10 protein-coding genes and 1 pseudogene are annotated in these 13,574 nt (G+C 69.7%); 10 read left to right on the forward strand and 1 reads right to left on the reverse strand.

Annotated elements, in window-relative coordinates:
* Window positions 1-23: 23 nt before the first annotated feature.
* Together ilvC and ACFVSU_RS00740 are read left to right on the forward strand one after the other, a co-directional pair.
* Window positions 24-1,067: pseudogene (ilvC, locus tag ACFVSU_RS00735) on the forward strand (ketol-acid reductoisomerase); the annotation flags it as partial.
* A 164-nt stretch (window positions 1,068-1,231) separates the two neighbouring features.
* Window positions 1,232-2,497: an alpha-L-fucosidase gene (locus tag ACFVSU_RS00740; RefSeq protein WP_387136763.1), complete on the forward strand. Its 1,266-nt coding sequence runs from the start codon at window positions 1,232-1,234 to the stop codon at window positions 2,495-2,497.
* A gap of 4 nt (window positions 2,498-2,501) precedes the next feature.
* On the opposite strand, the gene ACFVSU_RS00745 is transcribed toward ACFVSU_RS00740, so the two are convergent.
* Entirely contained in the window at window positions 2,502-3,653 is a 1,152-nt protein-coding gene (locus ACFVSU_RS00745) for an ROK family protein (protein WP_387136765.1), read from the reverse strand.
* Between the two features lie 190 nt (window positions 3,654-3,843).
* On the opposite strand from ACFVSU_RS00745, the gene ACFVSU_RS00750 reads away from it, so the two are divergent.
* From ACFVSU_RS00750 to ACFVSU_RS00785, 8 genes are all read left to right on the forward strand, one after another.
* Window positions 3,844-5,106: an ABC transporter substrate-binding protein gene (locus ACFVSU_RS00750; RefSeq protein ID WP_387136767.1), complete on the forward strand. Its 1,263-nt coding sequence runs from the start codon at window positions 3,844-3,846 to the stop codon at window positions 5,104-5,106.
* 46 nt (window positions 5,107-5,152) lie between these two features.
* Window positions 5,153-6,061, forward strand: coding sequence for a sugar ABC transporter permease (locus ACFVSU_RS00755; RefSeq protein ID WP_310291375.1), 909 nt, complete (start codon window positions 5,153-5,155; stop codon window positions 6,059-6,061).
* Entirely contained in the window at window positions 6,051-7,004 is a 954-nt protein-coding gene (locus ACFVSU_RS00760) for a carbohydrate ABC transporter permease (protein ID WP_387136770.1), read from the forward strand. The genes ACFVSU_RS00755 and ACFVSU_RS00760 overlap by 11 nt, the downstream gene beginning before the upstream one ends.
* Complete coding sequence (locus tag ACFVSU_RS00765) at window positions 7,001-7,981, forward strand: ROK family protein (protein WP_387136773.1); 981 nt, start codon at window positions 7,001-7,003, stop codon at window positions 7,979-7,981. The genes ACFVSU_RS00760 and ACFVSU_RS00765 overlap by 4 nt, the downstream gene beginning before the upstream one ends.
* Entirely contained in the window at window positions 7,965-9,542 is a 1,578-nt protein-coding gene (locus ACFVSU_RS00770; RefSeq protein WP_387136775.1) for a M81 family metallopeptidase, read from the forward strand. Before ACFVSU_RS00765 ends, ACFVSU_RS00770 begins: the two co-directional genes overlap by 17 nt.
* Entirely contained in the window at window positions 9,539-10,882 is a 1,344-nt protein-coding gene (locus ACFVSU_RS00775; protein WP_387136777.1) for an alpha-L-fucosidase, read from the forward strand. Before ACFVSU_RS00770 ends, ACFVSU_RS00775 begins: the two co-directional genes overlap by 4 nt.
* A complete protein-coding gene (locus tag ACFVSU_RS00780) occupies window positions 10,882-11,598 on the forward strand; it encodes a copper homeostasis protein CutC (protein WP_387136779.1) in 717 nt (238 codons plus the stop codon). The genes ACFVSU_RS00775 and ACFVSU_RS00780 overlap by 1 nt, the downstream gene beginning before the upstream one ends.
* A gap of 100 nt (window positions 11,599-11,698) precedes the next feature.
* Entirely contained in the window at window positions 11,699-13,534 is a 1,836-nt protein-coding gene (locus ACFVSU_RS00785; protein WP_387136781.1) for a 5'-nucleotidase C-terminal domain-containing protein, read from the forward strand.
* Window positions 13,535-13,574: the final 40 nt, after the last annotated feature.

Consider the following 13,574-nt stretch of genomic DNA (forward strand, 5'->3'; position numbering starts at 1 on the left):
CCACTACTTCCAGAACCGATCAATCAAGGAGAAACACGAAGATGGCTGAGATCTTCTACGACGCCGATGCCGACCTGAGCATCATCCAGGGCAAGAAGGTGGCGATCGTGGGCTACGGCTCGCAGGGCCACGCGCACGCCCAGAACCTTCGCGACTCGGGTGTCGAGGTCGTCATCGCGCTCAAGGACGGCTCCAAGTCGATCGAGAAGGCGCAGGACGAGGGCTTCGAGGTCAAGTCGGTCGCCGACGCGGCCGAGTGGGCCGACGTCATCATGATCCTCGCGCCGGACCAGCACCAGCGCGGGATCTTCACCGACAGCATCAAGGACAAGCTGACCCCGGGCAAGACGCTGGCGTTCGCGCACGGCTTCAACATCCGCTTCGGCTACATCGAGGCGCCCGAGGGCGTCGACGTCATCCTCGTCGCGCCGAAGGCGCCGGGCCACACGGTGCGCCGCGAGTACGTCGCGGGCCGCGGCATCCCCGACATCATCGCCGTCGAGCGCGACGCGACGGGTGGCGCCTGGGCGACCGCACTGTCGTACGCGAAGGCCATCGGCGGCACGCGTGCCGGCGTCATCAAGACGACCTTCACCGAGGAGACCGAGACCGACCTCTTCGGCGAGCAGGCCGTCCTCTGCGGCGGCGTGTCGCAGCTCGTCCAGTACGGCTTCGAGACCCTGACCGAGGCGGGCTACCAGCCGCAGATCGCCTACTTCGAGGTGCTCCACGAGCTCAAGCTCATCGTCGACCTCATGTGGGAGGGCGGCATCGCCAAGCAGCGCTGGTCGGTCTCCGACACCGCCGAGTACGGCGACTACGTCTCGGGCCCGCGCGTCATCGACCCGCACGTCAAGGAGAACATGCAGGCCGTGCTCGCCGACATCCAGTCGGGCGCGTTCGCCAAGCGCTTCATCGACGACCAGGACAACGGCGCCGTCGAGTTCCTCGCGCTGCGCGAGAAGGCCGCCGCGCACCCGATCGAGTCGGTCGGCAAGGACCTGCGCTCGCTCTTCGCGTGGAAGCAGCAGGACGCGGACTACGTCGAGGGCTCGGCCGCGCGCTGATCCTGACCCGCTGACCGCGCCACGCGCGATCGTCACCGAGAGCCCGGTCCCGAGAGGGGCCGGGCTCTCGGCGTTCCCGCCCCAACGTAAGGGGAGTGTGCGTAGACATCGGATGTTTGTGTCAGGATGGGACCACGCACAGACGGAAGGCGAGTGGGGCGAGAATGCGACAGCAGTGGTTCGACGAGGCGCGATTCGGGATGTTCGTGCACTTCGGCCTGTACAGCGGTGCAGCACGGCACGAGTGGGTGCAGAACTACGAGTTCCTGACCGACGAGGACTACCTCCCGTACTTCGAGAACTTCGACCCCGACCTGTTCGATGCGCGGGCACTGGCCCGGCGCGCCAAGCAGACGGGAATGGGCTACGTCGTGCTCACCACGAAGCACCACGACGGCTTCGCGCTGTGGAAGACCGCGGTCAGCGACTTCAACGCGGTCGCGGCGTGCGGCCGGGACCTCGTGCGGGAGTACGTCGACGCGCTGCGCGCCGAGGGGGTCCGGGTGGGCCTCTACCACTCGCTGATCGACTGGCATCACCCCGACTTCACGGTCGACTGGAACCACCCTCGACGGGCCGACGAGGACATCGCTGCCCTCAACGAGGGTCGCGACATGGCGCGGTATCGTGAGTTCCTGCACGCCCAGGTGCGCGAGCTGCTGACCGACTACGGACAGATCGACTACCTGTTCTTCGACTTCACCTACCCCGAATCGATGGACGGGCTCGCCGGCAAGGGGCCGGGGGACTGGGGTGCCGAAGCGCTCCTGGCGATGTGCCGCGAGCTGCAGCCCGAGATGCTCGTCAACGACCGGCTCGGCATCCCGGGGGACTTCGTCACGCCCGAGCAGTACCAGCCCACCGCGCCGCTGATGGTCGACGGCGTGCCGCAGGTGTGGGAGGCCTGCCAGACCATGAACGGGTCGTGGGGCTACCACCGCGACAACACCGAGCAGAAGCCGGCGACGCTGCTCGTCCAGATGCTCGCGGACTCGGTGTCGATGGACGGCAACATGCTGCTCAACATCGGCCCCGACGGGCGCGGTGCGATCGCCCCGCGTGACGAGCGCACCCTGTCGGAGATCGGAGAATGGATGCGGCTGCATCGGGGTGCGATCGTCGGCGCCGGTCACGCCGGCTTCGCGCCGCCGCGGGAGGGCGTGTACACCCGACGCGGTCACAAGCTCTACCTGCACCTGCTGTCGTGGCCGCTCGGCTTCGTGCACCTCCCCGGGCTCGCCGGCAAGGTCTCCTACGCGCGATTCCTGAACGACGGCTCCTGGCTCCGCACGTCGGCGGCCGACCCGGGTCAGAAGGCGGTCAACATGACGCCGGCGGGTGAGGCGGAGGGGACGCTCACCGTGCACCTTCCGGTCGCCCGACCGGACGTGCTGGTTCCCGTGATCGAACTCACGCTCACCGAGGACTGACCGCTCAGGCGGTGGGCAGCTCGAGGTTGTCGAGCGCCCACCGCGCAGCGCCGTGGAGGATGGCGTCCGCGCGCGTCTGCGCGGCTTCGATCCGCAGCTGCTGGGTGGCCAGTGGGTGGCATGCCTCGTACACCCGGCTGCGCACCGCGGCGATGAACGGCTCCGACGCACTCATGCTGCCCGTGAGGAACACCGCGTGCGGATTGAAGAAGTTCACGACGCCCGACAGCGCCTGACCGAGGTGCGTCCCCGCCGTGCGGACGATCATCGTCGCCTCCGGCTCCGCGTCGCGCGCCAGCGCCAGCACGTCGGCGGTGGTCTCGACATCCGTCCGCCCGCGCTCGCGCATCTGCCGCACGAGGCTCGCGCCACTGGCCACGGTCTCGAGGCAGCCGGTGTTGCCGCAGGAGCACGGGATGTCGCCGCTGCCGTCGATGCGCGTGTGCGTGATGTCGCCTGCCGCACCCGTTGCCCCACGGTGGATGTGGCCGTCCACGATGATGCCGCTGCCGATGGCGGTGCCGGCCTTCACGGTGATGCTGTGGCCGTTCGCGCCGAACTGGGCGCGGTGCTCGCCGAGCGCGGCGAGGTTCGCGTCGTTGTCGACGGCGACCGGGACGCCGTAGCGGCGCCGCACGTGATCGGGGACGCGGAAGCCGGGCCACCCGGGCATGCGCGACGGCTGGGTGACCGTGCCGCGGTCGATGTCGACCGGGCCGGGAAGGCTGATGCCGATCGCGTGGATCGTGGTGTCGCGCGCGAGCTCGTCGAAGACCACGCACACGGCGTCGAGGGTCGCCTCGGGGCCGTCCGCGAGGACGACCGGGATCGAACGCGTCTCGCGCAGCTCGCCGCTGAGCGAGTGCGCGCCGATACGGGCGTGCCCGCCTCCCAGGTCGACCGTGAGCACGATCCCCGAACCCTCGTCGATGCCCAGCAGCCGCGGGCGTCTGCCGCCGCGTGACGTGCCGTCGCCCCGCTCGGTCACGAGCCTGGCGTCGATCAGCGACTGCACCCTCAGGCTGACGGTCGACGGCGCGAGGCCGAGAGCCGCGGCGAGCTCGCTGCGCGAGCTGGCCTGCCCCCGCGCGATCAGATCGATGATCCGCCGGGACAGGTCCTCATCGACGGAAGAGCGGTCGGTGTCGGGCGTCATGGTCCCTCTCGCGGGTGGTGGTCTGGGCGTGTTTCCGAGATGTGACGAAGTATCACACGTCGATAAACATCCGATGTTCGGGTTGCGTCACCGATCGAAACCTGCGAGGGTGACTTGCGACACAAGAGTACAAGGTTGGTTCGAGTATCGAAATAACCTTGTGAGAACTGGCTGCCATAGGAGGCATTCGATGAAGAAGTTGCGCGTCGGCGCGGTGGCCGCAGCCACCGGCGTAGCGGTGGTCCTGACGGGGTGCGCGAGCGGTTCGGGCGGAGACAGCTCCACGGACGGCAAGCCCACGATCGTCGTCGACATGTGGGCGGGCAGTGAGGCCGACACCACGGCGCTGGAGAAGCAGGTCGCGATCGCGCAGGAGGAGAACCCCGATGTGACGATCAAGCTCCAGACCGCGCCGTGGAACGACTTCTTCACGAAGCTCACCACCAACATGGCCAGCGGGAACATGGCGTGCGTCACGGGTATGAGCGGCGCGCAGCTCGGCGGGTTCACCGACGGATTCCGCGAGCTGACGGCGGAAGACCTCGAGACCGCGGGTCTCGACTTCGCCGACTTCAACCCGGGCGCCGAGGGCATCCTGAGCTTCGAGGGCGGCCTGTACGGCGTTCCCTTCGACGTCGCGACGATGCTCGTCTACTACAACCAGGACATGCTGACCGCGACCGGTGCGGCCACGCCCGAGATCGAGTGGACCTTCGACGACTTCGAAGACATCGCGACGACGGCGACGGCCGACGGCAAGTACGGCTTCGGCATGGGCATGGGCGGCTACCAGTGGATGTCGATGCCCATCGCGCTTTCGGGCAAGCAGCCGGCCTCCGAGGACGGCACGCTCCACATCGACGACCCCGACTTCGTCGACGCGGCGTCGTGGTACTCGGGTCTCGTCACCGACCTCGGCGTCGCGGCGCCGGTCGCCTCGGCGTCGGACACCGGCTGGGGCGAGAACCAGTACACCGGCGGCAACGCCGCCATGGCGGTCGACGGCACGTGGAACGCGGTCAGCTACCTCAACAACGAGTCGGGCTTCGCCGCCGGCATGGCGCCGCTCCCGGCGGGCGACCACGGCAACTCCGGACCGATCCTCGGCTCGGGCTACGGCATCTCGAAGACCTGCGACAACCCCGAGGCCGCGCTCAAGGTCATGGGGTCGCTGCTCGGCAAGGACGCGCAGGACTACATCGCCTCGTCGGGCCGCTCGTACCCGGCGCGCACCGAGTCGCAGCCGCTGTACTTCGACTCGATCGACGAGGAGTACCGCGAGCAGGTCCAGACGGTCTTCGAGTCGGCGTTCGCCACCACCGTCCCGCTGTACATGACGAAGAACTGGGAGAAGCTCGACAGCTACATCCAGCCGAACCTCGTCAGCGTCTACAACGGCCAGATGGAGATGTCGGACCTGCTGGAGAGCGCCCAGGCGCAGTTCGGCAACTGACCGGGTTCGTCCTCGAACCCTCGCACGTGAGCAAGAGAGCAGAGCAATGACGACCACGACGACGACACGTCGCGGGTCGCTCGCCAGGGCCGAGGCCCGCCAGGCGCTGGGCTTTGCAAGCCCGGCCCTGGTGGGGCTCGCCCTGTTCACGATCGTGCCCGTCGGGCTCTCGATCGTGATGAGCGTCTACGACTGGCCGACGTTCGGCGACCGCACCTTCAACGGCGTCGAGAACTACGCAAAGCTGTTCACCAGCAGCCCCGACTTCTGGCCGGCGCTGCGCAACTCCGCGGTGTACACGCTGCTGTACGTGCCGCTCAGCATCGCCCTCTCTCTCGCGCTCGCGATCGGGCTCGGGCCGCGCATCCGCGGCCGTGGCGCCCTCCGCGTGCTCTTCTTCATCCCGGTCGTCGTGCCCATGGTGGCCAACGTCCTGGTGTGGAAGATGATGCTGCAGCCGCAGGGTCTGTTCAACGGCCTGGCACAGAGCTGGTTCGGTGTCACGCTGCCGAACTTCCTCGCCGATCCCTCGTGGGCGATGATCATGGTGGTCGCCATGAGCGTGTGGCAGGGACTCGGCTACAACATGCTGATCTTCTCCGCGGCGCTCGAACAACTGCCCGAGAGCGTGCTCGAGGCGGCCAGCATCGACGGCGCCCGGGGCTTCCGCCTCGTCTGGAGCGTCATGATCCCGATGATCTCTCCGTCGATCTTCTTCGCGACGATCATGACGATGATCACCGCACTCCAGGTGTTCGCGCAGCCGCAGCTGCTCACCGGCGGTGGCCCGGGCAACGCGACGAAGCCGCTCGTGATGTTCATCTGGGAGCAGGGCTTCACCTTCGGCGACCTGGGACTCGCGGCAGCAGCGGCGTGGATCCTCTTCGCGATCATCATCCTCATCACAGGCATGCAGTTCGCCGCGCAGCGGAAGTGGGTGCACTATGAGCACTGACACCGAGACCGAGACCGACAAGGAAGCGTCGGCGATCGAGCAGACGCTGCTGATGACGTCGGACGACGAGTTCGTCGAGGAGCCCCCGGCGCGCCGTCGCACTGCCGCGCGTACCCCGGGTGAGCGCATCCGCCTGGTCCTCGCGCACATCTGCATCTACCTCGCGGCGCTCATCTTCGTCGCGCCCCTCGTCTACGCCTTCTTCTCGGCGCTCAAGCCCAACGAGGAAATGTTCTCGATGCCGCCCACGCTGGTCGGCTCGCAGATCAAGTGGGGGAACTTCGCGGAGGTGTTCGCCTACGGGCCGTTCCTCACCTACATCGGCAACTCGCTGTTCGTGGCCGTCGCCGGCACCCTGGTGGTGCTCATCGTCTCGACGACGGCGGGCTACGCGTTCGGGCGCCTGCGCTGGAAAGGCCGCGACGCGGTCTTCGTGCTGTTCCTGGCCACCCTGATGGTGCCGGCAGAGGTCCTCGTCATCCCGATGTTCCAGGTGATGCAGTGGTTCGGATGGGTCAACACCTATCAGGCGCTCATCTTCCCGTTCGCCTTCACGGCGTTCGGCACCTTCCTCATGCGTCAGTTCTTCCGCGGCATCCCGTTCGAGCTCGAAGAGGCTGCCCGGGTCGACGGGTCGGGTCCGGTGCGCACGTTCCTCCAGATCATCCTTCCGCTGTCCAAGTCGGCGGTGGCGGTGCTGGCGGTGTTCACGTTCCTGTCGTTCTGGAACAGCTACCTCTGGCCGCTCATCGTGACGGTCGACTACGCGACACTGGGCACGCTCCCCGTGGGCCTCGCCAGCTTCTCGGGCCTCACCGGCACACGCTGGGACCTGCAGATGGCGGCCGCGATCATCTCGATGATCCCCACCACGATCCTCGTGATCGTCCTGCAGAAGCACCTGGTGAAGGGCATTGCGATGGCCGGGCTGGGCGGCCGATGAGCGGGTGCGCAGGGGCCCCCGCCGTCGTCGCCGGCATCGACATCGGGGGCACGAAGACCGCCGGCGCCCTCGTCGCCGCGGATGGCACGGTGCTGGCGCGCGCGACGCGCGACACCCCGGCCCGCACCGGTGGCGCCGCGATGGCCGAGACGGCGGCGCTCCTGGTCGAGGAGCTCGTCGACGACGCAGGCGTGCGTCCCGATGCGGTCGGCGTCGGCGCGGCGGGGGTCGTCGACCCGCGCAGCGGTGCGATCCGCGCCGCGTCGGACATGTTCGTCGACTGGGCGGGATTCCCGCTCGGCGAGCGGCTCGGTGACAGGCTCGAGATCGAGGTGCGCGTCGAGAACGACGTCAACGCCTTCCTCCTCGGCGAGACCGCATGGGGCTCCGGGCGGGGCGCCGACGTGCTCGGCGTGATGCTCGGCACCGGCGTCGGCGGAGCGCTCGTGCTCGACGGCAGACTCCGCCACGGTCCCTACGGAGCCGCCGGCGAGATCGGCCACACGCCGGGCTACGGCGATCTCGTCTGCACCTGTGGCCGCACCGGTCACCTCGAGACCCTGGCCTCGGGCACCTCGATCGCGCGCCGCTATGAGGCGGCGACCGGCGATGGCGTCGTGTCGGCGCGGGTCGTGGCCGATCGGGCGCGAATCGGCGACCCGGCGGCGAAGGCCGTGTTCGATGACGCCGGCCGGGCGGTCGCCCTCGCGTGCATCTCCGCCGCGACCCTCGTCGACGTACCGCTCGCGGTGGTCGGGGGCGGGGTGGTTTCCGCATGGGACCTGCTCGCTCCTGCCGTCGAGGCCACCCTCCTGACCGATCCGCCGGTGTCCGGCGCCCCCTTGCGCATCGTCCCCGGCACGCTGCGCGGCGACGCGGTCGTGCTCGGCGCCGCGGCGCTGGTGGCGGCATCCGATCGGTCCATCCCCTCCGAACCGTTCGCAGAAGGTGAGCTCCTCCGTGACGTCGCGTCCTGACCACGACCAGATCTGGAAGGGCCCGCTGGGCCCGCTCCACCCGTCGGGGCTCGCGCGCCCGCGCATCGGCATCGGCGGCATCTCGATCGAGTCCAGCACGTTCTCCCCGCACATCTCGGGCGACGAGGCGTTCACGATCCGCACCGGCGTCGAGCTGCTCGCGTACTATCCCTTCCTCGCCGAGGGGGAGGAGCTGCGGGATGCTGCGGCCTGGGTTCCGCTCACCCACGGGCGCTCCCTGCCCGGTGGGGCCGTCGACCCGGAGACGTACGCGCGCATGAAGCAGGCGATCGTCGAGGGGATCCGCGCGGAGGGCCCGTTCGACGCGTTCTTCTTCGACATCCACGGAGCGATGAGCGTCGTGGGCATGGACGACGCCGAGGGCGACCTCGCGGCCGCCGTGCGCGAGGCGCTCGGTCCCGACACCCTCGTGTCGGCATCGATGGATCTGCACGGCAACGTGTCGGACGCGCTCTTCGACGCCGTCGACCTCATCACGTGCTACCGGATGGCGCCGCACGAGGACTGGATGAACACCAAGCAGCGCGCGGTGCACAATCTGCTCGAGCGGCTGCGCGCGGCTTCGGGGGCCGACCCGGATGCGCGACGCCCCCACAAGGCGTGGGTGCGCGTTCCGGTGCTGCTGCCCGGCGAGAAGACGAGCACGCGGCTCGAGCCCGCCAAGGGGCTGTACAGCACCATCCCGGATGTCGAGGAGCTCGAGGGCGTCGTCGACGCCGCCGTGTGGGTGGGGTATGCGTGGGCCGACGAGCCCCGCTGCCACGCCACGGTCATCGTGACCGGCGACGACCCGGCGGTGATCGCGCGGGAAGCCGAGCGACTCGGACAGCGGTATTGGGACGCGCGCGCGGACTTCGTCTTCGCGGGTCCGACCGCGAGCCTCGATGAGGCGCTCGATCTGGCTCTGGCGGACGACGCGCCGAGGCCCTACGTGATCTCGGATTCCGGCGACAACCCGACGGCGGGCGGCGCCGGAGACGTCTCGTGGACCCTCGGACGCCTGCTCGAGCGGGCCGACCTCCAGGATGCGTCGCGCACGGTGCTCGCGGCATCCGTCTTCGATCCGGAGGCGGTGCGCGCGGCCGAGGCGGCGGGGATCGGCGCCACGGTCACGGTGCACGTGGGCGGGCGTGTCGATCCCGGTCCGCGCGGGCCCGTCGAGGTCACCGGCGAGATCGTCTCGATCACCGGCGGCGACCCGGTCGCGGGCACGCAGGTCGTGGTGCGCCGCGGCGCCGTGCACGCGATCGTGACGGAGCGGCGCAAGCCCTTCCACCACCTCGACGATTTCCGGATGCTCGGACTCGACCCCGAGACGGCGGACATCGTGATCGTGAAGATCGGCTATCTCGAGCCCGAGCTCTACGACCTCGCCGCGGGATGGACGCTCGCGCTCACACCCGGGGGTGTCGACCAGGATCTGCTGCGCCTCGGTCACTCCCGGCTGCGCCCCGGCACCTACCCGTTCGCCACGACCGACGACGAGCCGGATCTTGCGGCACTGGTCACCCGACGCCGCGGCACGGAGGCACGTGCATGAACTTCGAGACCCGCACCGGACCCGATCTCGGCGACGCGGCGCCCGAATACCCCGATACTCCGGTCCCCGAGTGGTACCGCGACGCGAAGCTCGGGTTCTTCGTACACTGGGGCCTGTACTCCGTGCCTGCATGGGCGCCGGCCCACCCTCCCGGGGGAGTGCCCACCGAGGACGCCTATGCCCACCACCAGTACGCCGAGTGGTACGCCAACACGGTGCGCATCGCGGGCAGCCCGACGTGGCGGCGCCACCAGGAGCTGTACGGCACCGGCACGAGCTACGAGGACCTCGCGGACCAGTGGAATCCGGGCGGGTTCGACGCCGACGCCTTCGTCGGCGCGCTCGTCGACGCGGGCGCGCGGTACGTCGTCCCCACGACGAAGCATCACGACGGCTTCTGCCTGTGGGACACCGCGACGACGTCGTTCAGCGCGGCCCGCCGCGGCCCGCGCCGCGACCTGATCGCCGAGCTCCACGACGCGACGCGTCGCGCCGGCACGCGCTTCGGCGTCTACTTCTCGGGTGCGCTGGACTGGCACGTGAGCGACTACCCGCCGATCGAGTCCGACACCGACCTCTTCCGCTTCCGCCGGGCTGACGAGTGGTTCTCGCGGTACGCGGCCGCCCAGCTCGACGAGCTCGTCGATCGCTTCCGCCCCGACCTGCTCTGGAACGACATCGAGTGGCCGGACGGCGGCAAGGGGCGGCAGGACTACGCGGTCGCCGCGCTGCTGCGCCGGTACCTCGCGGCCGTGCCGGACGGCGCCGTGAACGACCGCTGGGGCGTGCCTCGGCACGGCTTCCTCACCCGCGAGTACACCCATGTCGCCGACATCGTCGCCGAGCCCTGGGAGTCGACGCGCGGCCTCGGGTACTCCTTCGGCTACAACCAGGCGGAGGATGCGAGTCACTCGCTGTCGGGCGCCGCCCTCATCCGCCTCCTCGCCGACGTCGTGAGCAAGAACGGCAACCTCCTGATCAACGTCGGCCCGCGCGCCGACGGATCGATCCCCGAGCTGCAGGAACGTGCCATGCGGGAGCTCGGCGCGTGGCTCCGCCGCGACGGCGACGCGATCTACGCCACGCGTCCGTGGGTGCGCGCGTACGAGGAGACCGGTGCGCCGCGCGCCTACACCGCCGCGGAGGGCGTGGTGAACGTGATCGCGCTCGATCCCGCCGCGGGCGGGTTCGATCTTCCTGAGGAGCTCGCCGGACGGCCTGCACGCTGGGCGGACGGCTCCGAGGCGGCGCTCGAGCGCACGCCCGATGGCCGCTCGCACGCGACGGTCCCCGATGCCTTCCGCGCCGAGCCGGCGATCGCGCTCCGGGTCGAGCTGTGATGCGCGCAGCCGTCGAGATCGCCGTGCAGGACGCCGCGGGCGCCCGTGCGGCGATCGAGGCGGGTGCCGATCGGCTCGAACTCTGCCAGGCGCTCGTCGTCGGCGGTCTCACGCCGTCGATCGGGTCGATCGAGGCCGTGTGCGACGCGGTCGGCGCCGAGAAGGTGAACGTACTGGTGCGTCCCCGGGGCGGCGGCTTCGTGTACGACGCCGAGGAGGTCGCGGTCGTCACGGCCGACATCCGCGCCTGCGTCGCGCGGGGGGTGGGCGGCGTCGTGGTCGGCGTGCTCGAGCGCGACGGCCGCGCCGACCGCGAGGCGCTTCGCCGGTGGACGGATGCCGCGGGCCCGGCGACGCTCGTGTTCCACCGTGCGATCGACGCGTCGCCGCGCAGTGCCGAGGTGTTCGAGACGCTCCTGGCCGAGGGCGTCGGCCGGGTGCTGACGTCGGGGGGCGCGGAACGCAGCATCCAGGGGATCGACCGCCTCGAGGCGTACGCACGCCTCGCCGGGCCGGACCTCGAAGTGACGGCAGGTGGGGGAGTGGCGCCGGCCGACATCCGCCACCTCGTCCACGCCGGCGTGGGCGCCGTGCACCTCTCGGCGCGCCGCCGCGCCGGCCTCGGCGCGCCCGCGGGACCCGGCGGCGGCACGGACGGGCACGACGTGACCGATCCGGGGATCGTTGCGGAAGCGGTGGCAGCCGCCCGGAGCTGAGCACCGCTGCCGGTCGGAGCGATTGCTGAGAGTTTCCTCATCCGCGGACCCTTGTCGGCGTGCCCGGGAGCGTGGTTCGATCCTCGCCATGGGAGAAAACATGCCTGATCACGCATCCGACCACGACCTCGGGACCACGGCGGAGAACCCGCCCCACTCGGGTCTGAGTCGACGCAATTTCCTCGTCGGCGTCTCCGCGGCGAGCGTGCTCGCCGCGGCCGGCTGGGTGCAGTCGCCCCAGGCGCTCGCCGCACCGGGCGGGAAGTCCGTGACCATCACCGTCATGGGCACATCCGACATCCACGCCAACGCGCTCAACTGGGACTACTACAAGGACGCCGCTTACAGCGACAGCGCAGGCAACACCATCGGGCTCGCCCGTGTGTCGAGCCTCGTGAACCAGATCCGCGCTGACCGCGGGCGGGGCCGGACGCTGCTGTTCGACGCCGGCGACACGATCCAGGGGTCACCACTGGGCTTCTATTACGCGACCGTCGATCCGGTCACCGCGTCGGGCGCGGTGCATCCGATCGCGGCCGCGTTCAACGCGATCGGCTACGACGCCGTGGCCCTCGGCAACCACGAGTTCAACTACGGTCTCGACTTCCTCGACAACTGGATCTCGCAGTTGGATGCCCCGGCCCTGGCCGCGAACGCCGTGCACGCGGGCACGACCGATCCCGCGTTCCGGCCCTACGTCGTCAAGAAGATGAACATCCCGGGCTACAAGCCGATCCGCGTCGGCGTGCTCGGCCTCACCAACCCCGGCGTCGTCATCTGGGACAAGGCGAACGTGAGCGGACGCATCGACGTGCTCGACGTCGTGGAGACCGCCGCACGGTGGGTGCCCGTGATGCGCGCCGAGGGCGTCGACGTGGTCGTCGCCAGCGTCCACGCCGGCGACAGCGGCCTGTCGTCGTACGGCACGGACATCCCGGTCGAGAACGCGTCGGCTCTGCTCGCCGAGCAGGTCCCCGGCATCGACGCGATCCTCTTCGGCCACGCCCACCTCGACATCCCGCAGCGGTTCGTGACGAACAAGGCCACGGGCAAGCAGGTCGTCATGAGCGAGCCGAAGAACTGGGGTCAGCGCCTCAGCGTGTTCGACCTCACCCTCACCATCGACCGCGGCAAGTGGGTGGTCACCGGAGCGAAGTCCCTCACCGTCAACACGAACACCGTCGTCGACGACCCCGCCCTCGTCCAGGTCGTGAAGGCGCAGCACGGCGCCGTCGTCGCGTATGTCAACACGCCGGTCGCGACCTCCACCGAGGTGCTCTCCGCCGCCGAGTCGTGCTGGAAGGACACCGCGATCCTCGACTACGTCCACCACGTGCAGATCGACACCGTGTCGAAGGCGATCGCAGGCACCCCCGAGGCATCCCTTCCGATCATCTCGCTCGCCGCGCCGTTCAACCGCGCCGCGACGTTCCCGGCCGGGCAGGTGACGATCAAGGACGTCGCGGGGCTGTACATCTACGACAACACGCTGCTCGGGTCGGTGATCACGGGCGCCCAGATCAAGGACTACCTCGAGTACTCGGCGAAGTACTTCCAGCAGGTGGCACCCGATGCCCCGGTCGCGCCGGCGACCTGGACGAACGCGCTGAACACGCCCGACTACAACTTCGACCAGTTCTCGGGCGTCACGTACGACATCGACATCTCCCAGCCCCAAGGGTCGCGCATCGCGAACCTTGCGTTCGGCGGAGCGCCGGTGGCGGCCGACCAGCGGTTTGTGGTGGCGATCAACAACTACCGGCAATCGGGTGGCGGAGGGTTCCCCCACGTCGCGACGGCGCCCGTGGTCTACAACGCGCAGGTCGCGATCCGCGAGGCGATCGTGGCGTACGCCTCGGCGACCGGGGTGATCGACCCCGCCGACTTCCACGTCGAGAACTGGCGGCTGGTGCGCGCGGGGGTGCCGGTGTTCTGAGCCTGGGTCGAGGCCCGGCGACGCTGTGTTCACGGCCCGG

The organism is Microbacterium sp. NPDC058062 (genome assembly GCF_042885375.1).
Taxonomy (GTDB): Bacteria; Actinomycetota; Actinomycetes; order Actinomycetales; family Microbacteriaceae; genus Microbacterium; species Microbacterium trichothecenolyticum_C.